Genomic DNA, 20,937 nt, shown 5'->3' on the forward strand with positions numbered 1-20,937 from the left:
CCGATGAGCGGGGAGACCAGGCAACGGCAGCAGATCGGTCCCTACCGGCTACTGGCGCGGCTGGGCGGTCCCACCGGGACGGTGTACCGGGCGGCCGACGCCGGGGGACGCGACGTGGCGATCCGGCTGCTGCCTGACGCGGCGGTCCCGGCGCCGCGCGAACGCCTGGGCCGCGACCTGGAGCGCATGCGCGAGGTGCTGAGCCCCTACGCGGTGGACGTGCTGGACGGCGACGCCTCCGCCGACCCGCCGTACGTCGTCAGCCGTTTCGTCCCCGGCCGGCCGCTCATCGACGTGGTCGCCGAACACGGGCCGCTGCAGGGCGCCAATCTGCACCGCCTCGCCCTCGGCACGGCCAAGGCGCTGGCGGCCGTCCACGAGGCTGGGCTCGCCCACGGCGCCTTCGGCCCCGACACGGTCCTGGTGGTCGACGGCGCCCCCGTCGTCACCGACTTCGGCATCGCCCCCCACGGCGGCGACGGGGCGGCCGGGGACGTGCGGGCCTGGGCGCGGACGGTCGTCTTCGCCGCGACGGGCGGGCCCGCCGACACCGGCGACGCCGCCGCGGCCCTCGGGGCGGGGGTCCTGCCGGAGCCGCTGCGGCCGCTGGTGGAGGCGGCGCTGTCGGCCGACCCGCCGTCGGCGGCCCGGCTCGCCGAGGCGGTCGCCGCGCTCGACCCGGGGCCGGACTCCCCGCCGCCGCCGACGGTGCCCGCCCCGGCGCCCGCACCGCGTACGGCGTATTCGGTGCCTCCGGCGACGTCCGGGCGGCCGCGGCAGGCGGCGGTCGTGCGGGGTTGGGCGCGGCTGCTGTCGGCCATGGTGGTCGTGCTCGCGGTCGGCCTGGCGATCATGCTGCCGCTGGCGGGGGCGCCGGTGTCACCGGCGGCGGTGGCCGCGCTGCGGCGGCGGGCCGCGGCGGGCCCCCGGGGCGTGCTGTCGGCGCTGGCGCGCACGGCGGCCACGCTGCCGTACGCGGCGGCGTTCGCGCTGGCGGTCGGCGCGGGCCTGATCGCGCTGTCGCTGTTCGGCGTGGAGGCCGACCCGCTGGGGGTGTGCGCGTTCGCCGTGGGCGCCGGAGCGGGTGCGCTGTGGGCGGCGCCGGGCGTCACCGGCCCGTACCGCCGGCTGGAGCAGTGGTTCGCGGTGGTGGCCCGCTCGCCGCGGCGGCTCGCCGCGGCCGGGGCCGCGCTCGGCGTGCTGGCCTTCCTCGCCGTGGTCGGCGCGATCTCCCTGACGCCCAGCCTGGCGCCGATGTACGGGCTGCAGACCTCGACGGAGAGCCTGATCGCCCGCCTGCAGGCCGCCCTGCACTGACCCGCCCCGCCATGTGATCTCGATCACCGCGGGGGTGCGGGGGCGCCTGCGTTCCGGCGGTCGCGCCGGTGCCGTGTAGATCGCCGTGAACGGCGAGTTTGCGCCCCCATTACTCGCGGGTAACATGAGGTGCGCAGCCGGAAAACCGTCCCCCGGGGCCGAAGCCCGTTCGGGAGTTTGGCAGGCTGTGAGGCATCAGCCCGTCGCGTCGACCCGTTGCAGGGGCGGCGCCTGCGAGCCGCTTTACCTCAGCGGCCGAACTGAGTGCAGGGAGGTCGGCCACCGGCCATGAACATCGTCGTCCTGGTGAAGCAGGTTCCCGACACCGAGAGCCCGCGCAGGCTCAAGTCCGAGGACAGCACGCTGGACCGTGCCGCCGCGGACGGTGTCATCAACGAGCTCGACGAATACGCCATCGAGGAGGCGCTGCGCATCAAGGAGGCCCACGGCGGGGAGGTGACCGTCCTCACCATGGGCCCGGACAAGGCCACCGACTCCATCCGCAAGGCGCTGGCCATGGGCGCCGACAAGGCCGTGCACCTCGTCGACGACGCCCTCGCCGGCTCCGACGCGCTGCAGACCTCCTACGCCATCCAGCAGGTGCTGGGCCGCACCGGGTTCGACCTGGTCGTGCTGGGCTCGGAGTCGACCGACGCGCGCACCGGGCTGCTGGCGGCGATGCTGGCCGAGCGCCTCGGCGTTCCGCAGCTGTCGCTGGCCAACAAGGTGGAGATCGACGGCACGTCCATCACCGTGCAGCGGCAGACCGACTACGGCTACGACAAGGTCGAGGCGAGCCTGCCCGCGGTGGTCAGCGTCGTCGAGAAGATCAACGAGCCGCGCTACCCCTCGTTCAAGGGGATCATGGCGGCCAAGAAGAAGCCGGTGGAGACGCTCGGCATCGCGGACGCGGGCATCGACGCCGGCCAGGTGGGGCTGGCCAACGCGGCCACCGCGGTGGTGGACTTCGCCGAGGCCCCGCCGCGCAGCAAGGGTGAGATCGTCACCGACGAGGGCGACGGCGGCGTCAAGATCGCCGAGTTCCTCGCGTCGAAGAAGTTCGTCTGAGCGGGGAAGGGGACACGCGAACCGATGGCCGAGATTCTCGTCCTCGTCGACCACGTCGACGGTGAGGTCAAGAAGGTCACCCTCGAGCTGCTGACCCTGGCGCGCCGCCTCGGCGAGGCCGCCGCGGTCTGGGTCGGCCCGGGCTACGAGAACGCCAAGGACAAGCTGGCCGAGTACGGCGCCGCCAAGGTGTACGTCGCCGCCGACGAGGAGCTCACCTCCTACGTCGTCGCGCCCAAGGCCGCGCTGCTGGCCCAGCTGGTGCAGAGCGCCTCGCCCGGCGCCGTGCTGGTCTCGGCGACCGGCGAGGGCAAGGAGGTCGCCGGGCGCCTGGCGGTCAAGACCGGCTCCGGCGTGCTCACCGACGTGGTGGACGTCGCCGACGGCTTCGTCGGCGAGCACTCGATCTTCGGTGGCGCGATCATCGCGCACGCCAAGGTCACCAAGGGCACGCCGATCATCGCGGTGCGGCCCAACTCGATCGCCCCCGAGGCCGCCCCGGCCACCCCGGCCGAGGAGCAGGTCTCGGTGACCCTGTCGGACACCGACAAAGCCGCCCGGATCGTGGAGAAGGTCGTCCAGGAGAAGGGCGAGCGCCCGGACCTGACCGAGGCCGCGATCGTGGTCTCCGGCGGCCGCGGCGTCGGCGGCGCCGAGAACTTCAAGATCATCGAGGACCTGGCCGACTCGCTCGGCGCGGCGGTGGGCGCCTCCCGCGCCGCCACCGACGCCGGCTGGTACCCGCACCAGTTCCAGGTCGGCCAGACCGGCAAGACCGTCTCGCCGCAGCTGTACGTGGCGGTCGGCATCTCCGGCGCCATCCAGCACCGGGCCGGCATGCAGACCTCCAAGACGATCGTCGCCATCAACAAGGACCCCGAGGCGCCGATCTTCGAGCTGGTCGACTTCGGCGTGGTGGGCGACCTGTTCCAGGTGGCCCCCCAGCTCACCGAGGAGATCAACAAGCGCAAGTGAGCCGCTGACGCGCGACGCCCCCGCCCGGCCCCGGCCGCGGCGGGGGCGTTCCGCGCTCCGGCCGCCGCTCAGGCGGCGAGGGGGGCGGCCGGCTCCTGCGCGTCGGCGGGACGGGACGCGGCCACGTCGGCGCCGCCGCCCAGCGGGATGAACCGGACCCCGGCCGAGACCAGCAGGGCCAGCACGACCACCAGGCCGACGCCCACCCGCAGCGACGTCGCCTCCGCCAGGAAACCGATCACCACCGGGCCGAGCAGCAGCCCGCCGTACCCCATCGCGCCGACCTGCGCGACCGCGGCGCCCGAACGGCCCGGCGCCGCCGTCCCCGCCAGCGACATCATGGTGGGCACGACCGTGCACACCGCCAGGCCCGCCAGGAAGAACCCGGCGAGCGCGACGGGCGCCGCCGGGGCCAGTACCACCACGGCCGTGCTCAGCGACGTGCCGACCCCGGCGGCCGCCAGCATCCGCCGGGTGCCCAGGCGGACCCGGACCCGGTCGCCGAACAGCCGGCCCAGCAGCATCGCCAGCTCGAACAGCGGGTAGGCGAGCGCGGCCAGCGCCTGCGAGGCGCCCATCTCCCGGTTCAGCAGCAGCCCGCTCCAGTCGGCGATCGACCCCTCGGCCATGAACGCGAGGAACGCCAGCACGCCGATCACGTACACCGCGGCGGGCAGCCCGGCGCGCCGCCGTCCGCCGCCGTCGCCGCCGGAGGCGGCGGGCGCGGCCGGGTCGGGCAGGTAGGTGCGGCCCAGTGCGAGCGCGGCGGGCAGGGCCAGCAGCGCGGCCGTCAGCGCGGTCTGCGTGAAGCCCAGGCCGAGGGCGGCGGTGAGCACGCCGAACAGCCCGCCGCTCATCGCGCCGACGCACCAGCCCGCGTGCATGCCGCTCATGATGGGCCGCCGGTACGTCTGCTCCACCGTGCTGGCCTGGGCGTTCATCGCGATGTCGGTGACACCGAACGCCATGCCGAACACCGCCACGGCCGCCAGCAGCACCCCGTACGACGGCGCCAGCGCCGCCAGCGCGTAGGTCAGCGCGGTCAGCGGCAGCGCCACGCGCAGCACCCCGCGGCTGCCCGTCCGGGCCATCACGCCGCGCAGGCCCTGCATGGCCGCCAGCGCACCGAGCCCCCAGACGAGGACCACGATGCCGACCCCGCTCTCGCCGGTGCGGAACTCGTCCGCGAGCGCGGGCATGCGCGCCGTCCACACCCCGCACAGCATGCCCGCCAGCGCGAACGTCAGAAAGGAACCAAGACGCGAGCGCACCAGCATGGATCACCTCTTTCTCGGTTCGGCGGGGCGCGGTCGGCCCCGGTCGGTCCGGGGCGCGGGCCGGCCCGGACGACGGACGGTCGGATGGGCGCCGCGGGCGCGTCCGCGGCACGGCCGCCCGGCGGGCGGCGGTCTCAGCGGGGCCCGGAGCGGCCCGGGCCGGGGATCGGTGCGCCGTGGCGGCGGTCAGCGTTCGAGCAGCTCCAGCAGCCGCCGTCGCAGCGCGTCGAACTGTTCGGCGTCGTACAGGCCGGGTGCGTGGCCGACCACCTCCCACAGGCCCTCGGCCGCCAGCCGCACCACCGCCCCGGTGAGCGGGTCGGGGTCGCCCTCGCGGGCGCGGCCGTGCCAGCGGGCCATCGCCTCGTTGAGGGGGGCGGCCAGGTCCGGGTCGGTCGCGGCGGCCGTGATCGCCGACCAGCGCCGGTGGGCGCGCGCCTCACCGGTGAGTATCTGGAATGTGGCCTGCACGTAGGCCCGGCTGTAGCCGGTGGGCGAGCCGTCGTCGAAGGAGTCGATCAGCTCGTCGAACTCCGCGATGACCCGCCTGACCAGCGCGGTGACCAGGGCCTCCTTGGTGGGGAAGTGGTAGAGCAGGCCGCCCTTGGACACGCCCGCGCGGTCGGCGACCGCGGAGAGCGTCAGCGCCTGGGTGCCCTGCTCGAAGAGCACGGCCTCGGCAGCGTCCAACAGGGCGTCCTTTCGCACGACAACCACTGTACCGTCCGGCCGGTACAGTGGCCGGAACGCGCCCGGCCCCGCCCGTATTCCCGCCCGCACGGGCCGCCGGGGCGCTGCGGGGGAAGCCCGGCGGCGCGGCTAATGTTGAGCGAGTGGTGACCTACCTCGACCATGCGGCGACGACCCCCATGCTGCCCGAGGCCATCGCGGCGATGACCGAACAGCTCGGTGCGCTCGGCAACCCCTCCTCGCTGCACGCCGTGGGCCGCCGCGCCCGCCGTGTCGTGGAGGAGTCCCGAGAGATCATCGCCGAGGCGTTCGACGCCCGCCCCAGCGAGGTCGTCTTCACCTCCGGCGGCACCGAGGCCGACAACCTCGCCGTCAAGGGCCTGTACTGGGCGCGCCGCGCCGCCGACCCGCGCCGCACCCGGGTGCTGGCCGCAGCCGTCGAGCACCACGCCGTGCTCGACGCGGTGCGCTGGCTGGCCGACCACGAGGGCGCCACCGCGCAGTTGCTGCCGGTGGACGAGCACGGCCGCGTCCTCCCCGACACGCTGCGCGCCGCCCTCGCCGAGGCCGACGACGTCGCGCTGGTCACCGTCATGTGGGCCAACAACGAGGTCGGCACCGTCCAGCCCGTCGCCGAGCTGGCCGCCATCGCCCGCGAGCACGGCGTCCCGTTCCACACCGACGCCGTGCAGGCCGCCGCGCAGCTACCGGTCGCGTTCGCCGCGTCCGGCGTCCAGGCGCTCACCCTGTCGGGCCACAAGCTCGGCGGGCCGCTGGGCGTGGGCGCGCTGCTGCTGGCCAAGGGCGTCGACCCGGTGCCCGTCCTGCACGGCGGCGGCCAGGAGCGCGACGTGCGCTCCGGCACGCTCGACACCCCCGCCATCGCCGGGTTCGCCGCCGCCGTCCAGGTGGCGGTGGCGCGCCGGGAGGAGGAGGCCCGCCGCCTGGCCGGGCTGCGCGACTCGCTGGTCAAGGCGGTGCGCACGGCGGTGCCGGACGCGGTGCTCAACGGCGACCCGCGCGACCGGCTGCCCGGCAACGCGCACTTCTCCTTCCCCGGCTGCGAGGGCGACGCGCTGCTGATGCTGCTGGACGCGCGCGACATCGAGTGCTCGACCGGCTCGGCCTGCTCGGCCGGGGTGTCCCAGCCCAGTCACGTGCTGCTGGCGATGGGCGCCGACCCGGCGCGCGCCCGCGGCTCCCTGCGCTTCAGCCTCGGGCACACCTCCACCGAGGAGGACGTGGCCGCGCTCGCCGACGCCATCGGCCCGGTGGTCGAACGCGCCCGCCGGGCGGGCATCACGTCCTGACCCGGCCGCGCGCCGGGCCCGAGGACTCTCAGGGCCGGTAGGGGGCGAGGGCGCGCCAGCCGGGGTCGCTGGTGGAGGCAACCTTGGCCTTGCCCTCCGTCCAGCCCGCCGCCAGCTGGTCCAGCTCGGCGATCACCCCGGAGTCGGGGTCGGCGTACAGGTGGAACACCCGCAGCCCGTCGCCGGTCTCGCGGACCGCCAGCACCGCGCGGTCGCCCAGCTCCGACAGCCGCTTCTCGAACTCGCGCAGCGCGCCCGCCGACGGCTCCACCGGCAGCCGGTCGGGGTTGCCGTGGGCGTACGGCACGGTGATCGCCACGTGCAGGTCGCACAGCGGGTAGTCCTGGCGGTGCAGCGGGAACCGGGCGTCCAGCCGGGCCGGATGGCCGCGCGGGGTGCGCGTCTCGCCGTTCAGCCACGTCGGCTCGCGGAACGGCTCGGCGACCTGCTCCACCACCGCGGGCAGCACGGCGGGCGGCAGCGCGTCCATCGGCGCCTCGGTGGCGATCGCCACATCGCCGATCCAGCGGGCCACGTCGTCCTCGCCGAGCGCCCAGTCCAGCACGTGCAGGGCGACCCGCAGCCGCTGCTCCTCGGCCACGAACAGGAAGTCGGGGTGGTAGGCGGTCACGTGCACGCGGGCGCGCCCGGGGTCGGCGCGCAGCCCGAACCGCACGTACTCCAGGTCGAACTCGTGGTCGCCCAGCACCAGCCGCTGGTCGAGCATCTCCGGGTCGGCCTGCCGCGCCGGGTGGAAGCGCCAGCCGCCGGCGTCGGCGGGGGCGGCGCGGCGCCACCGCTCGGCCAGCCCGCGCAGCTCGGGATCGCCGCCGCCGGTGATCGTCAGCGCGGGCGGGTTGTCGTCACCGCCGCCGATCTCCCACTGCAGCCCCGGATGGATCTTGTGGACGCGGCGGGACAGCTCCTCGACCGTCTCGGTGGACAGGCCGTCGCCGAGCCGCTTTTCTATCTCCGGCCGGGCCTGCGGCCACCACGCCCAGAACTCGGCGATCGCCGGCGCGGCGGCAGGCGCGGACCCGTCACGGCGGAAGATTCCCATAGCGGATGTCATCGTACGCGGAATGCCGGGCGTCCCGCCGCCGCTGCATAGGCTGGAGGTGTTATGACTTTGCGCGTACTCGCCGCCATGTCGGGTGGCGTCGACTCCGCCGTGGCCGCCGCGCGCGCCGCCGAGGCCGGGTACGACGTCACCGGGGTCCACATGGCCCTGTCCAGCAACCCGCAGTCGTACCGCACGGGCGCCCGCGGCTGCTGCACGCTGGAGGACTCCCGCGACGCCCGCCGCGCCGCGGACGTCATCGGCATCCCGTTCTACGTGTGGGACCTGGCCGAGCGGTTCCACCGCGACGTGGTCGAGGACTTCGTCAGCGAGTACGCGGCGGGCCGCACGCCCAACCCGTGCCTGCGCTGCAACGAGAAGATCAAGTTCGCTGCGCTGCTGGACCGCGCGCTGGCGCTCGGCTTCGACGCGGTCTGCACCGGCCACTACGCCCGCCTGGAGGGCGGCGTGCTGCGCCGGGGCGTGGACACGGCCAAGGACCAGTCCTACGTGCTGGCGGTGTGCACGCCCGAGCAGCTGGCGCACGCCATGTTCCCCCTGGGCGACACCACCAAGGCCGACATCCGCGCCGAGGCGCAGCGGCGCGGCCTGCAGGTGGCCGACAAGCCCGACAGCCACGACATCTGCTTCATCGCCGACGGCGACACGCGGCGCTTCCTTGCCGAGCGGCTGGGCAGCGCCCCCGGCCCCATCGTCGACCAGGACGGCAACACGGTGGGCGAGCACGAGGGCGCGTACGCCTACACCGTGGGGCAGCGCAGGGGGCTGCGCATCGGCACCCCGGCCCCGGACGGCCGCCCCCGCTACGTGCTCGACATCTCGCCGGTGACCAACACCGTCACGGTCGGCCCCCGCGAGGCGTTGGACGTCGACGAGATCGTGGGGGAGCGCCCCGTCTGGCTGTCGGAGCCCCCGGCGGGGCCGCTGCCGTGCCAGGTGCAGCTGCGCGCGCACGGGGAGGTGCACGACTGCGTCGCCGAGACCGCGGGCGACACGGTCCGCATCAGGCTCGCCCGCCCCGCGCGCGGCGTGGCCGCCGGGCAGGCCGCCGTCCTGTACGACGGCGACCGCGTCCTGGGCTCCTCTACCATCGCCACCACAGCGCGCGTCGCCGTCTGAGGCGGCGCCCAGTCGAAAGGACGACTCGTGCAGTTCGGCGTGTCGACGTTCGTGACCGACGAGGGGATCGGCCCGGCGGCCCTGGGGCGGGCCCTGGAAGAGCGGGGGTTCGCCTCCCTGTACGTGGCCGAGCACACGCACATCCCCGTCAAGCGGGAGAGCCCGTGGCCGGGCGGCAGCGAGCTGCCGCGCCACTACTACCGAACCCTGGACCCGTTCGTGACGCTGACCGCCGCGGCGGCGGTGACCGAGCGGCTGCGCGTCGGCACCGGCATCGCCCTGGTGATCCAGCGCGACCCGATCATCCTGGCCAAGGAGCTGGCCTCGCTGGACCGGGTCTCCGGCGGCCGGGCCGTGCTCGGCGTCGGCGCGGGCTGGAACCGCGAGGAGATGCGCAACCACGGCACCGACCCGCGCACCCGCATGCGGCTGATGCGCGAGCGCGTGCTGGCGATCAAGGAGCTGTGGACCGCCGAGGAGGCCGAGTTCCACGGCGAGTTCGTCGACTTCGACCCCGTCTTCAGCTACCCCAAGCCGGTGCAGGACCCGCACCCGCCGGTGATGGTGGGCGGCTCCGGCCCCACCACGTTCGACCGGGTGATCGACTTCGGTGACGGCTGGATGCCGATCTACGGGCGCGGCACCGACGATCTGGCCCGCCAGGTCGCCGAGCTGCGCGAGCGGGCCGGGCGCCGCGTGCCGGTCACGGTGTTCAGCGTGCCCGGCGACCGCAAGGTGATCGACGAGCTCGCGGCCGCGGACGTCGACGAGATCCTGTTCAACCTGCCGACCGAGCCGCAGGACGCCGCGCTGCGCCGACTGGACGCCCTGGCCGGGCTCCTGTGACGCGCCGTCCGGGCGGCCTCCTGTGACGCGCCGTCCGGACGGCTCTTGCGGTCCGAGGTTTGGCTAGGGTATCCGGGCGTGACGATGAGCTTTCCCTGGGCGGTGGGGAGCGCGACGGGGGTCGGGTCCTACCCCGGTGACGACCCGGCCGAGGCGCTGCGGATCGTGCTCGGCGAGCTGCCCGAGCTGCCGCACCTGCCCGAGCTGCCGGACCGCGGGCCGGGCGCCGACCTGACCGGCCGCACCGCCGGACTGCTGGTGGACCTGCCGGTGCACCTGCAGCCCTCCGGCTGGCGGTTCGCCGACCGGCCCGGCCGCGACCTGCGCCGGGCCCGCGACCACCTGGCGCGCGACCTGGACGTGCTGGAGGAGCTGGCGGGCGGGCACGACGGCCCGTTCAAGATCCAGGTGTGCGGGCCGTGGACGCTGGCCGCCACGATCGAGCTGCGGCACGGCGACCGCGCGCTGCGCGACCCGGGCGCGGTCCGCGACCTGGCCGCCTCGCTCGCCGAGGGCGTCGCCGGGCATGTGGCCGAGGTCCGGCGGCGGCTGCCGGACGCGCGGATCCTGCTGCAGCTCGACGAGCCCGCGCTGCCCGCGGTGCTGGCGGGGCGGGTGCCGACCGCCAGCGGCTTCTCCCGGCTGCCGGCCGTGGAGCCCCCCGTGGCCGAACAGCATCTGCGCCAGGTGATCGAGACCGCCTCCGCGGGCGACGCCGCCTTCCCCGTGGTGCACTGCTGCGCGCGCGACGTCCCCTACGGGCTGCTGCGCGGGGCGGGCGCCAAGGCCATCTCGGTGGACCTGGCGCTGGTGCCCGAACGCCACGACGACGCCGTGGGGGAGACGATCGACGCCGGGGTGGGGCTGTGGCTCGGCGCGGTGCCGGGCACCGACACGGCCCTGCCCGCCCTCAAGGACACCGCCGAGCCCGTGCGGAACCTGTGGCGGCGCCTGGGGTTCCCGCCCGCCCGGCTGGCCGAGCAGGTCGTCGTCACCCCGGCGTGCGGCCTGGCGGGGGCGTCCCCCCGTTACGTGCGGGCCGCCGTCAAACGCTGCCGCGACACCGCCCGCATGCTGTTCGAGGCCGCCGAGTAGCGCCTCAGGCGGCCCGGCGGCCGGCGTGTTATGGCACGTCAGCGCGGGTGCTACCGGGACGACTCGGACGCCGCCGCAGGGGCCGGAATGTCGGTGGGGCGCGCGAGAATAGCCCCATGACGTTGAGCGACGGCGTTCCCACCGAGGCGGCGCAGCGGCATGCGGAGCTGAGCCGGGAGATCGACGAGGCCAACTACCGCTACTACGTGCTCGACCGGCCCACGCTGAGCGACGCCGAGTACGACGCGCTGATGCGCGAGCTGCGCGAGCTGGAGGCGGCCCATCCGGAGCTGGTGACCCCCGACTCGCCGACGCAGCGGGTCGGCGCCCCCATCGTCACCGACTTCGCCACCGTCGAGCACCTCGAGCGCATGCAGAGCCTCGACAACGCGATGAACGCCGAGGAGCTGGCGGCCTGGGACGAGCGGGTGCGCCGCGAGGTCGGCGAGGTCGCCGCCTACCTGTGCGAGCTGAAGATCGACGGGCTGGCGGTCGCGCTGATCTACGAGAACGGGCGGCTGGTGCGCGGCGCCACCCGCGGCGACGGGCGCACCGGCGAGGACATCACCCACAACATCCGCACCATCGAGGCGATCCCCACCCGGCTCGCCGGCGACGGCTGGCCCGAGCTGCTGGAGGTGCGCGGCGAGGTGTTCCTGCCCCGCGAGGGGTTCGAGCAGGTCAACGCCGCCCAGGTGGAGGAGGGCAAGGAGCCGTTCGCCAACCCGCGCAACGCCGCCGCCGGCTCGCTGCGGCAGAAGGACCCGCGCGTCACCGCCCGGCGGCCGCTGAGCATGCTGGTGCACGGGTTCGGGCGCTGGGAGGGCGGCAAGCGGCCCGACAGCCAGGCCGAGGCGTACGAGATGATGCGCGAGTGGGGCCTGCCGGTCAGCGACCGCTACAAGGTGGTGCCCGACATGGCCGGGGTGCGCGAGTACATCGAGTACTACGGCGAGCACCGGCACGACCCCGAGTACGAGATCGACGGCGTGGTCGTCAAGGTCGACCAGTTCCCGCTGCAGCGGCGGCTGGGGTCCACCTCGCGGGCGCCGCGCTGGGCGATCGCGTTCAAGTACCCGCCCGAAGAGGTCAACACCAAGCTGCTGGACATCAAGGTCGGCGTGGGCCGCACCGGGCGGGTCACCCCGTACGGGGTGATGAAGCCGGTGTTCGTCGCCGGGTCCACGGTCGAGCGCGCCACGCTGCACAACGCCGACGAGGTCAAGCGCAAGGGCGTGCTGATCGGCGACACCGTGGTGCTGCGCAAGGCCGGCGACGTCATCCCCGAGATCGTGGCGCCGGTGACCGACCTGCGCGACGGCACCGAGCGCGAGTTCGTCATGCCCGACCGCTGCCCCGAGTGCGGCACGCCGCTGGCCCGCGAGAAGGAGGGCGACGTCGACATCCGCTGCCCGAACGCGCGCTCGTGCCCCGCGCAGCTGCGCGAGCGGCTGTTCTTCCTGGCCAGCCGCAAGGCGCTGGACATCGAGGCGCTCGGGTACGTGGCGGCGACCGCGCTGACCCGCCCGCTGGAGCCCGCCGAGCCGCCGCTGAAGGACGAGGGCGACCTGTTCGACCTGACCGTCGAGCAGCTGCTGCCGATCAAGACGCTGGTGCTCGACCCCGACACCGGGCTGCCCAAGACCGACCCCAAGACCGGCGAGGAGAAGGTCGTCACCTTCTTCGCCAACAAGGAGGGCAAGCCCAAGAAGATCGTCGAGGTGCTGTTCGAGGAGCTGGAGAAGGCCAAGCGGCAGCCGCTGTGGCGGGTGCTGGTGGCATTGTCCATCCGGCACGTCGGCCCGACCGCCGCCCAGGACCTGGCGCGCGAGCTGCGGTCGATGGAGGCGATCCGCAACGCCACCGAGGAGGAGCTGGCGGCCGTCGACGGGGTCGGCCCGACGATCGCCCGGTCCATCAAGCAGTGGTTCGAGGTCGACTGGCACCAGGAGATCGTCCGCAAGTGGGCCGCGGCCGGGGTCCGCATGGAGGAGGAGGGCGCCGCGGCGCCGCGCCCGCTGGAGGGCGTCACCGTGGTGATCACCGGTTCGCTGGAGGGGTACAGCCGCGACTCGGCCACCGAGGCGGTGCAGCGGCTCGGCGGCAAGGTCACCGGATCGGTGTCGAAGAAGACCGGGTTCGTGGTGGTCGGCGACAGCCCGGGGTCCAAGTACGACAAGGCGGTCAAGCTGGGGGTGCCCATCCTGGACGAGGCGGGGTTCCAGGTGCTGCTGTCCGACGGGCCGGAAGCGGCCAAAAACGTAACCCTCCGCGGGGACGAATGACCGCCCGTGCTCGTTGCAAGGTTAACCAGTGTCGGGTTACCCAGGGGTACGATGTCGCTACGTAGGGGTAGTGGACTGGATCGGAAAGGGAATAACGGAACGTACGCAACCGGTTTCGCGAAGTTGAGCAAAGGCCGTACCCTTCCCAGTCATCACGACCCTCCCGAGCCTCCGCTCGTCACAGAACGGGGGACGGGCCCATACCGCCGGCGGCGACGCCGGCGGTGACCACGGACCCGCGGCCGACCGGGGGGCGGTTGCCGACCCTTCGAGGATGTGATGAAGGACCCGAACAACACGCGGAACACCGTGCCGCGCCGGGGCTCCCCGCTGTGGATCTACTTCGCGGTCGTCATCGCCGCCGGCGCCGCCGTGTTCGCGGCCGCCCTGGCGGGCATGTCCGGCGCGCAGGCCGACGCGCTGGTGCGCAACCCGGCGTTCTGGATCCTGGCCGCCTTCATCGTCTTCGGCGAGCTGCGGCCGATCATCACCCCCGGCTCCACCGGGAACAACGGCGCCACCACCTCCACGACCTTCTCGTTCGCGGCCCTGCTGTACGCGGGGCTGCCGATCGCCGCGGTGCTGCAGTCGGCCGCCGTGGTCGCCTGCGGCGTGCTGCGCGGCCGCACCCCGCACCGCATCGCGTTCAACGCCGCCCAGTACACCCTCAGCCTGGCCGCCGCCTACGGGACGCTGACGCTGTTCGGCGTCCACCCCAGCCCGACGGACCCGTGGCTGCCCCACGGCGGCGACCTGCCGGCGATCGCCGCGGCCGGGGCGGTCTACTTCATCTGCAACGACGGCCTCGTGGGCGCCGCGGTCGCGCTGCACGAGCGGGTGTCCCTGCTCAAGGCGCTGCACCAGGACCTGGGCTACCAGGTCCTGGTGCACCTGGCGCTGCTGGCGCTGGCGCCGCTGGTCGTCGTGGCGATGGACCGGTCCGCCGCGTTCGTCCCGCTCATCCTGCTGCCGTTCATCGCCGTCTACCTCAACGCCTCGGCCTCGGTGCGCCGCGAGCACCAGGCCCTGCACGACGGGCTGACCGGCCTGCCCAACCGCAAGATGCTGACCGTCCGCACCGAGGAGTCCCTCCGCGAGGCCCGCGCCGCCGCCTCCCGCGCCGCGTCCCGCCGAGCGGCCCGCGGCAAGGGCGCCGGCCAGGAGGTCCGCGTCGGCCTCTTCCTGCTGGATCTGGACCGGTTCAAAGAGGTCAACGACACCCTCGGCCACGCGACCGGCGACCGGCTGCTGCAGCTGGTGGCGCACCGCCTCACCCACAGCGTGCGGCCCGGCGACCTGGTGGCCCGGCTCGGCGGCGACGAGTTCGCCGTGCTGCTGCCCACCATCCGCGACACCGCCGCGGCCCGCGAGGTCGCCGCCCGGCTGCGCGCCGCGCTCAGCGAGCCGGTCCGGCTGGACGGCATGTCCTTCGACCTGGAGGGCAGCGTCGGCATCGCGCTGTTCCCCGACCACGCCCCCGACTTCGAGCTGCTGCTGCAGCGCGCCGACGTGGCGATGTACCACGCCAAGGAGGGCCGCTCGGGCGTCGAGGTCTACTCGCCCGACAAGGACCGCAACTCCCCGGCCCGGCTGAGCATGCTGGGCGACCTGCGCCGCGCCATCGACCGCGGCGAGCTGGAGCTGTTCTACCAGCCCAAGGTCTCCCTGCACGACGGGCAGCTGGTCGGCATGGAGGCGCTGGTGCGCTGGCGCCACCCCGACAAGGGCGTGCTGGAGCCCGAGCACTTCCTGCCGATCGCCGAGCAGACGTACCTGATGCGCTCCATCACCCACTACGTGGTGGACGCCGCCCTGGCGCAGGCCGCCGCCTGGTGGCGCGACGACCTGACCGTCCAGGTCGCGGTGAACGCCTCCGGCCGCGACCTGTTCGACACCGGCCTCACCGAGACGATCGAGAGCGGCCTGCTCGCCCGCGGGCTGCCCACCGCCGCCCTGCAGCTGGAGATCACCGAGCGGATCCTGATGAACGAGCCCGCCTACGCCTCCGACACCGTCGGCGCGCTGGCCGAGCTCGGCATCCCGCTCAGCCTGGACGACTTCGGCACCGGCTACTCGTCGCTGGTGCGGCTGAAGCGGCTGCCGGTGGAGGAGATCAAGATCGACGCCTCGTTCGTGCGGCGGCTGGCCCGCTCGCCCGACGACGCGGTGATCGTCCGCTCCACCGTCGACCTGGTCCGCACGCTCGGCCTGCGCTCGGTGGCCGAGGGCGTCGAGGACCCGCAGACCGCGAGCATGCTGCGCGAGATGGGCTGCGACGCCGCCCAGGGCTGGTACTTCGGCCGCCCCATGGACGCCGCCACCGCCACCGACTGGCTGCGCCGCCGCATGCAGCGCGCCCCCGAACCCGCCGCCTGAGCCGCCGCCCGGACTGCACCGCCCGGACTGCACCGCCCGGACTGCGCTGCCCGCATCGCGCCGCCCGGCGAAGGCACGGCGACCGGCGCGCGGGGCGGCGAACGCGTCGGCCGTGGCCTGCGGGACCCATAGGATGGCAGGGAACCCAATCCGATCTCAGGAACGGTTTTTCCAGATGACCGCCATCACCCGTGACGAGGTGGCGCACCTCGCCCGGCTGTCCCGGCTGGCGCTCGGCGAGGACGAACTCGACCACCTCGCCGCCCAGCTCGACCAGATCATCTCCGCGGTCGCGCGGGTGCAGGAGGTCGCGGCGGAGGACATCCCGCCGACCTCGCACGCGCTGCCGCTGACCAACGTGTACCGGGCCGACGAGGTCCGGCCCTCGCTGCCGCCCGAGCAGGCGCTGGCGGGCGCCCCGGCGGCCGAGGAGCAGCGCTTCCGGGTCCCGCGGATCCTGGACGAGGAGGCGTGAGCGGTGAGTGATCTGACCAGGAAGACCGCGGCGGAACTGGCGGCGCTGGTGGCCTCCGGCGAGGTCTCCGCCGTGGAGGTGGCGCGGGCGCACCTGGACCGGGTCGCCGCCGTCGACGGGCGGGTGCGCGCGTTCCTGCACGTCGACGAGGAGGCCGTGCTGGCGCAGGCGCGCAGGGTCGACGAGCGGCGCGCCGCGGGCGAGGAGCTCGGCCCGCTGGCCGGGGTGCCGATCGCGCACAAGGACGTGTTCACCACCACCGACATGCCGACCACCGCCGGGTCGAAGATCCTGGAGGGGTGGCGGCCGCCGTACGACGCCACGGTGACCGCGCGGCTGCGCGCGGCGGGGCTGGTGATCCTCGGCAAGGCCAACATGGACGAGTTCGCGATGGGCTCGTCCACCGAGAACAGCGCCTACGGCCCGTCGCACAACCCGTGGGACCTGGCGCGGGTGCCGGGCGGCTCGTCCGGCGGGTCGTCGGCCGCGGTGGCGGCCTACGAGGCGCCGCTGGCGACCGGCACCGACACCGGCGGCTCGATCCGCCAGCCCGCGGCGGTCACCGGCATCGTCGGGGTCAAGCCCACCTACGGCGGCTCGTCCCGGTACGGGGTGATCGCGTTCGCCTCGTCGCTGGACACCCCGGGCCCGTTCGCCCGCAACGTGCTCGACGCCGCGCTGCTGCACGAGGCGTTCAGCGGCCACGACCCGATGGACTCCACCTCGATCGACAAGCCGGTGCCGCCGGTGGTCGAGGCGGCCCGCCGCGCCGACGTGGCGGGGCTGCGCGTCGGCGTGGTCAAGGAGCTGGGCGGCGAGGGCTACCAGCCGGGCGTGCTGGCCCGCTTCCGCGAGGCCGTCGAGCTGCTGGAGTCGCTGGGCGCCAAGGTGGTCGAGGTGTCCTGCCCGCACTTCGGGTACGCGCTGCCCGCCTACTACCTGATCGCGCCGTCGGAGTGCTCGTCCAACCTGGCCCGGTTCGACGCCATGCGCTACGGGCTGCGCGTCGGCGACGACGGCACCCGCAGCGCCGAGGAGGTCATGGCGCTGACCCGGGCGCAGGGCTTCGGCCCCGAGGTCAAGCGGCGCATCATGCTGGGCACCTACGCGCTGTCGTCGGGCTACTACGACGCCTACTACGGCAAGGCCCAGCAGGTCCGCACGCTGATCGCGCGCGACTTCGACGCGGCGTTCGAGCAGGTGGACGTGCTGGTGTCGCCGACCACGCCGACCACGGCGTTCCCGATCGGCGAGCGCGCCGACGATCCGATGGCGATGTACCTGGCCGACCTGTGCACGATCCCGGCGAACCTGGCGGGCAACGCGGCCATCTCCGTGCCCTGCGGTCTCGCCGACGAGGACGGGCTGCCGGTCGGCCTGCAGATCATGGCGCCGGTGCTGGGCGACGACCGGGTGTACCGGGTCGGCGCGGCCGTGGAGAAGGCCCTGGAGGACCGGTGGGGCGGCCCGCTGCTGGCCAAGGCCCCCGAGCTGGCGGAGGCAGGCGAGTGACCAGTTTGTCGCAGGCGACGTTGATGGACTACGACGAGGCGCTGGCCCGCTACGAGCCGGTGCTGGGCGTGGAGACCCACATCGAGCTGGGCACGGCGTCCAAGATGTTCTGCGGCTGCCCGACCACGTTCGGCGCCCCGCCCAACACCCAGGTCTGCCCGGTCTGCCTCGGCCTGCCCGGCGCGCTGCCGGTCACCAACCGGGCCGCGATCGAGGGCATCGTCAAGATCGGCCTGGCGCTCAACTGCGAGATCGTGGAGTGGTGCCGGTTCGCCCGGAAGAACTACTTCTATCCGGACATGCCGAAGAACTATCAGATCTCGCAGTACGACGAGCCGCTGTGCGTCGACGGCCACCTGGACGTGGAGGTGGACGGCGAGACCTACCGCATCGGCATCGAGCGCGTCCACATGGAGGAGGACACCGGCAAGTCGCTGCACGTCGGCGGCGCCACGGGCCGCATCCACGGGGCCGACCACTCGCTGGTCGACTACAACCGGGCGGGCATCCCGCTGGTCGAGATCGTCACCAAGCCGATCACCGCGACCGGCGACAAGGCGCCGCAGGTGGCCCGCGCGTACGCCACCGAGCTGCGCGAGCTGGTGCGCGCCCTCGGCGTGTCGGACGTGCGCATGGAGCAGGGCTCGATGCGCTGCGACGTGAACGTGTCGCTGATGCCGCGCGGCGCGTCGGAGTGGGGCACCCGCACCGAGACCAAGAACGTCAACTCGCTGCGGTCGGTCGAGCGCGCGGTCCGGCACGAGATCGAGCGGCAGGCCGCCGTGCTGGCCTCGGGCGGCCGGGTCGTGCAGGAGACCCGGCACTTCCACGAGGACACGGGCACCACCACCGCGGGCCGCAGCAAGGAGGAGGCGCAGGACTACCGCTACTTCCCCGAGCCGGACCTGGTGCCGATGGCGCCGTCCCGCGAGTGGGTGGAGGAGCTGCGCCGCGGCCTGCCCGAGCTGCCCGCCGCGCGCCGCCGCCGCGTGCAGCGCGAGTGGGGCCTGTCCGACCTGGAGCTGCGGGACGTCGTCAACGCCGGCGCCCTCGACCTGATCGAGCAGACCGTCGCCGCGGGCGCCTCGCCCGCCGCCGCCCGCAAGTGGTGGATGAACGAGCTGTCGCGCCGCGCCACCGAGCAGGGCGTGGAGCCGGCCGACCTGCCGATCACGCCGGAGCAGGTCGCCCGCGTGCAGGCGATGGTGGACGCCGGCGAGCTGAACGACAAGCTGGCCCGCCAGGTGTTCGAGGGCGTGCTGGCCGGCGAGGGCGGCCCGGACGAGGTGGTCGCCGCCCGCAACCTGAAGATCGTCAGCGATGACGGGGAGCTGGCCGCCATCGTCGACCAGGCCATCGCCGACAACCCGGACGTGGCCGACAAGGTCCGCGGCGGCAAGGTCGCGGCCGCGGGCGCCCTGGTCGGCGCCGTGATGCGCGCCACCGGCGGCAAGGCCGACGCCGGCCGCGCCCGCCAGCTGATCCTGGAGAAGCTCGGCGCCTCCTGACCGCGCCTCCTGACCGCGCGCTTTGTGATCGGCGCTTTGTGATCGGCGCTTTGTGATCGCGCGCCCCGCGCCGGGCGGCCGCTTGCCGGCCGTCCGGCGCGCCGGCGGCGCGGTCAGCGGACCGGGATGACGAGGATCCTGTCGTCGCCCGAGCGGGGGCTGCCGCGGCCGTCGTGGTTGCTGGTGGTGACCCACAGCGCCCCGTCGGGGGCGCGGACGACGGCGCGCAGGCGGCCGTACCGGTCCTCCAGATGCGCGACGGGCCGCCCGGCCCTGCCGCCGTCCAGCGGCACCTGCCACAGCCGCCGCCCGCGCAGGCCCGCCGCCCACAGCGACCCGCCGGCATAGGCCAGCCCGGACGGGGACGCCTCCGCCGTCGACCAGGTCAGCAGCGGGTCGGTGAACCCGGAGCGGCCGCCGCGGCCCTCCACCTCGGGCCAGCCGTAGTTGCGGCCCTTCTCGATGCGGTTGATCTCGTCGAAGCGGTCCTGGCCGAACTCGGTGGCGTACATGCGGCCCTGGTCGTCCCAGGCCATGCCCTGCACGTTGCGGTGCCCCAGGGTCCACACGCGGGTGCCGAACGGGTTGCCGGGCGCGGGCCGCCCGTCGGCGGTGACCCGCAGGATCTTGCCGCCGAGCGAGTCGCGGTCCTGGGCCAGCTCCCCGCGGTACACCTCGCCGGTGGAGACGTAGAGCATCCCGTCGGGGCCGAAGGCGAGGCGGCCGCCGTTGTGGTTGGCGCCCTTGGGGATGCCGGTGACGATCGGCCGGGCGTCCCGGAGCGCGCCGTCCAGCCGGAACCGCACCACCCGGTTGTCGGACGCGGCGGTGAAGTACAGGTAGACGAGCCGGTCGCGGGCGAACGACGGGGACACCGCCACGCCCAGCAGGCCGCCCTCGCCGCCCGGTTCGACGCCGGGGACCCGCCCGATCTCGCCGACCCGCCCCTGCGGCGTGACGCGCAGCAGCCGGGCGGTGTCGCGTTCGGTCACCAGCGCGTCGCCGCCGGGCAGGAACGCGATCGCCCACGGCACCCGCAGGTTCCCCGCGAGCTCCCGGGGCTCGCCGAGCCCGCCCGCGGCCTGCCGCCCGGACGCGCCGCCCGGGGAGGCCGGCAGCGGCGGCGGTGTGCTGGCCGCCCCCCGCCCGCCGCCTGCCGAGCCGGACGAGCAGGCGGAGGCCAGCAGGAGGGCCGCCGCGGCCGCCGCGGCGAACCGGTGCGCTGTTCGCAGTCCCATGGCACGCCCCCTCGTCTCTCCGTAATACGGATGGTCCGGCGTTCCCGTTCCGGCGGCTCCGTTCCCGCGGGCCGATGTCCAAGTTGTCCGTTTCGACGTGTTCGGTGTTACGCGGGTTTTCCGCGACCCCCGTGAGCGCGGACTGTACGATCATGTCCGACGGGGCGCGGGCACCGCGGTGGTGACACAGCGTCAGGGGACGGCGGTACGGCCGGGCAGGCGGGACGACCAGGCATTCCGCGAGGAGGTCGTTCGTCGCCGGGTGGACGCTCAGCCTCAATCGCTCCGTGACCTACGGAACGTACATTGAGCATCACGGTGATCCCGCACTGCAGCAACGTCGCTGATCCACTGCCGGCGCTCCCGCGGCGTCCGCAGCAGCCCGAGCGCGAACCCTGCGCGGGGCACGATTCACCACCTGCCGGGCGTTACCCGATCGTCCGATCAGGATCCGACACCGACAGATCCGACACCAGCAGATCCGATATCGACCAAGCAGCGGGCGCGGCGCAGCGCCCGATCGGGGCCGTCCGCCCCGACGGCGCAGAAAGGGACACGGCGCGATGAGCGGCGAGAACGCCAGGCGGCTGCCGCGGCCGTTGCCGCCGCGCACGGTGCCGGTCGCCATGGTCGCGGTCGCGGGAGTGCTCTGCGCCCTCGGTTCGCTCCTCGGCTGGGGCGGCCGGCTGTTCATCGCCTGGGACGAGATCGCCGCGGCCGCCGCCGCGGCCAGGTCGCTGCTGCTGGCCGCGCGCCGCCCGCGCG

17 protein-coding genes are annotated in these 20,937 nt (G+C 74.4%); 13 read left to right on the plus strand and 4 right to left on the minus strand.

Features of this window, described 5'->3' with window-relative positions; genetic code table 11:
• The first annotated feature begins 3 nt into the window (after nt 1–3).
• The 3 genes from ABD879_RS01400 (at nt 4) to ABD879_RS01410 (ending at nt 3,360) form a co-directional block, all read left to right on the plus strand.
• A complete protein-coding gene (locus ABD879_RS01400; protein WP_345016553.1) occupies nt 4–1,317 on the plus strand; it encodes a protein kinase domain-containing protein in 1,314 nt (437 codons plus the stop codon).
• A 288-nt stretch (nt 1,318–1,605) separates the two neighbouring features.
• Entirely contained in the window at nt 1,606–2,385 is a 780-nt protein-coding gene (locus ABD879_RS01405; RefSeq protein WP_345016555.1) for an electron transfer flavoprotein subunit beta/FixA family protein, read from the plus strand.
• Between the two features lie 24 nt (nt 2,386–2,409).
• Complete coding sequence (locus ABD879_RS01410) at nt 2,410–3,360, plus strand: electron transfer flavoprotein subunit alpha/FixB family protein (RefSeq protein WP_345016557.1); 951 nt, start codon at nt 2,410–2,412, stop codon at nt 3,358–3,360.
• A 68-nt stretch (nt 3,361–3,428) separates the two neighbouring features.
• Here the strand turns inward: ABD879_RS01410 and ABD879_RS01415 are convergent, their stop codons facing one another.
• Complete coding sequence (locus ABD879_RS01415) at nt 3,429–4,637, minus strand: MFS transporter (protein WP_345016559.1); 1,209 nt, start codon at nt 4,635–4,637, stop codon at nt 3,429–3,431.
• Between the two features lie 186 nt (nt 4,638–4,823).
• Complete coding sequence (locus ABD879_RS01420) at nt 4,824–5,327, minus strand: TetR/AcrR family transcriptional regulator (protein WP_345016561.1); 504 nt, start codon at nt 5,325–5,327, stop codon at nt 4,824–4,826.
• A 146-nt stretch (nt 5,328–5,473) separates the two neighbouring features.
• On the opposite strand from ABD879_RS01420, the gene ABD879_RS01425 reads away from it, so the two are divergent.
• Nucleotides 5,474–6,637, plus strand: coding sequence for a cysteine desulfurase family protein (locus tag ABD879_RS01425; protein WP_345016595.1), 1,164 nt, complete (start codon nt 5,474–5,476; stop codon nt 6,635–6,637).
• Nucleotides 6,638–6,665: 28 nt separating this feature from the next.
• Here the strand turns inward: ABD879_RS01425 and ABD879_RS01430 are convergent, their stop codons facing one another.
• Nucleotides 6,666–7,697 carry a DUF695 domain-containing protein gene (locus tag ABD879_RS01430; protein ID WP_345016562.1) on the minus strand — a complete coding sequence of 344 codons (1,032 nt, stop codon included), beginning with the start codon at nt 7,695–7,697 and terminating at the stop codon, nt 6,666–6,668.
• 63 nt (nt 7,698–7,760) lie between these two features.
• Between ABD879_RS01430 and mnmA the strand changes: the two genes are divergently transcribed.
• The 8 genes from mnmA to gatB all read left to right on the plus strand — a co-directional run bounded on the left by mnmA (nt 7,761) and on the right by gatB (nt 18,934).
• Nucleotides 7,761–8,837, plus strand: a complete 1,077-nt coding sequence (gene mnmA, locus ABD879_RS01435) for a tRNA 2-thiouridine(34) synthase MnmA (RefSeq protein ID WP_345016563.1) — start codon at nt 7,761–7,763, stop codon at nt 8,835–8,837.
• A 27-nt stretch (nt 8,838–8,864) separates the two neighbouring features.
• Entirely contained in the window at nt 8,865–9,683 is an 819-nt protein-coding gene (locus tag ABD879_RS01440) for an LLM class F420-dependent oxidoreductase (protein WP_345016564.1), read from the plus strand.
• 84 nt (nt 9,684–9,767) lie between these two features.
• The gene (locus ABD879_RS01445; protein WP_345016597.1) at nt 9,768–10,778 is read left to right on the plus strand and encodes a methionine synthase; all 1,011 of its coding nucleotides are present in this window, start codon (nt 9,768–9,770) and stop codon (nt 10,776–10,778) included.
• A gap of 116 nt (nt 10,779–10,894) precedes the next feature.
• The gene (gene ligA / locus ABD879_RS01450; RefSeq protein WP_345016565.1) at nt 10,895–13,063 is read left to right on the plus strand and encodes an NAD-dependent DNA ligase LigA; all 2,169 of its coding nucleotides are present in this window, start codon (nt 10,895–10,897) and stop codon (nt 13,061–13,063) included.
• Between the two features lie 279 nt (nt 13,064–13,342).
• Complete coding sequence (locus tag ABD879_RS01455) at nt 13,343–15,439, plus strand: putative bifunctional diguanylate cyclase/phosphodiesterase (protein ID WP_345016567.1); 2,097 nt, start codon at nt 13,343–13,345, stop codon at nt 15,437–15,439.
• A gap of 175 nt (nt 15,440–15,614) precedes the next feature.
• Nucleotides 15,615–15,914, plus strand: coding sequence for an Asp-tRNA(Asn)/Glu-tRNA(Gln) amidotransferase subunit GatC (gene gatC, locus ABD879_RS01460; RefSeq protein WP_344945473.1), 300 nt, complete (start codon nt 15,615–15,617; stop codon nt 15,912–15,914).
• Between the two features lie 3 nt (nt 15,915–15,917).
• Complete coding sequence (gatA, locus tag ABD879_RS01465; RefSeq protein WP_345016569.1) at nt 15,918–17,426, plus strand: Asp-tRNA(Asn)/Glu-tRNA(Gln) amidotransferase subunit GatA; 1,509 nt, start codon at nt 15,918–15,920, stop codon at nt 17,424–17,426.
• 23 nt (nt 17,427–17,449) lie between these two features.
• Complete coding sequence (gatB, locus tag ABD879_RS01470; RefSeq protein ID WP_345016599.1) at nt 17,450–18,934, plus strand: Asp-tRNA(Asn)/Glu-tRNA(Gln) amidotransferase subunit GatB; 1,485 nt, start codon at nt 17,450–17,452, stop codon at nt 18,932–18,934.
• Between the two features lie 113 nt (nt 18,935–19,047).
• On the opposite strand, the gene ABD879_RS01475 is transcribed toward gatB, so the two are convergent.
• The gene (locus ABD879_RS01475) at nt 19,048–20,172 is read right to left on the minus strand and encodes a PQQ-dependent sugar dehydrogenase (RefSeq protein WP_345016571.1); all 1,125 of its coding nucleotides are present in this window, start codon (nt 20,170–20,172) and stop codon (nt 19,048–19,050) included.
• 563 nt (nt 20,173–20,735) lie between these two features.
• Here ABD879_RS01475 and ABD879_RS01480 point away from each other — a divergent pair.
• Nucleotides 20,736–20,937, plus strand: a 202-nt coding sequence (locus ABD879_RS01480) for a hypothetical protein (protein ID WP_345016573.1), incomplete at its 3' end; no start/stop codon positions are given.

The sequence above is a fragment of the Actinomadura keratinilytica genome (assembly GCF_039539665.1).
Lineage (GTDB): Bacteria > Actinomycetota > Actinomycetes > Streptosporangiales > Streptosporangiaceae > Spirillospora > Spirillospora keratinilytica.

Excerpts from the sequence above, each read along its gene's own strand:
- ABD879_RS01400 (WP_345016553.1), top strand. The coding sequence starts at position 4 with ATGAGCGGGGAGACCAGGCAACGGCAGCAGATCGGTCCCTACCGGCTA.
- ABD879_RS01405 (WP_345016555.1), top strand. The coding sequence starts at position 1,606 with ATGAACATCGTCGTCCTGGTGAAGCAGGTTCCCGACACCGAGAGCCCG.
- ABD879_RS01410 (WP_345016557.1), top strand. The coding sequence starts at position 2,410 with ATGGCCGAGATTCTCGTCCTCGTCGACCACGTCGACGGTGAGGTCAAG.
- ABD879_RS01415 (WP_345016559.1), bottom strand. The coding sequence starts at position 4,637 with ATGCTGGTGCGCTCGCGTCTTGGTTCCTTTCTGACGTTCGCGCTGGCG.
- ABD879_RS01430 (WP_345016562.1), bottom strand. The coding sequence starts at position 7,697 with ATGGGAATCTTCCGCCGTGACGGGTCCGCGCCTGCCGCCGCGCCGGCG.
- mnmA (WP_345016563.1), top strand. The coding sequence starts at position 7,761 with ATGACTTTGCGCGTACTCGCCGCCATGTCGGGTGGCGTCGACTCCGCC.
- ABD879_RS01445 (WP_345016597.1), top strand. The coding sequence starts at position 9,768 with ATGAGCTTTCCCTGGGCGGTGGGGAGCGCGACGGGGGTCGGGTCCTAC.
- ligA (WP_345016565.1), top strand. The coding sequence starts at position 10,895 with ATGACGTTGAGCGACGGCGTTCCCACCGAGGCGGCGCAGCGGCATGCG.
- ABD879_RS01455 (WP_345016567.1), top strand. The coding sequence starts at position 13,343 with ATGAAGGACCCGAACAACACGCGGAACACCGTGCCGCGCCGGGGCTCC.
- gatC (WP_344945473.1), top strand. The coding sequence starts at position 15,615 with ATGACCGCCATCACCCGTGACGAGGTGGCGCACCTCGCCCGGCTGTCC.
- gatB (WP_345016599.1), top strand. The coding sequence starts at position 17,450 with ATGGACTACGACGAGGCGCTGGCCCGCTACGAGCCGGTGCTGGGCGTG.
- ABD879_RS01475 (WP_345016571.1), bottom strand. The coding sequence starts at position 20,172 with ATGGGACTGCGAACAGCGCACCGGTTCGCCGCGGCGGCCGCGGCGGCC.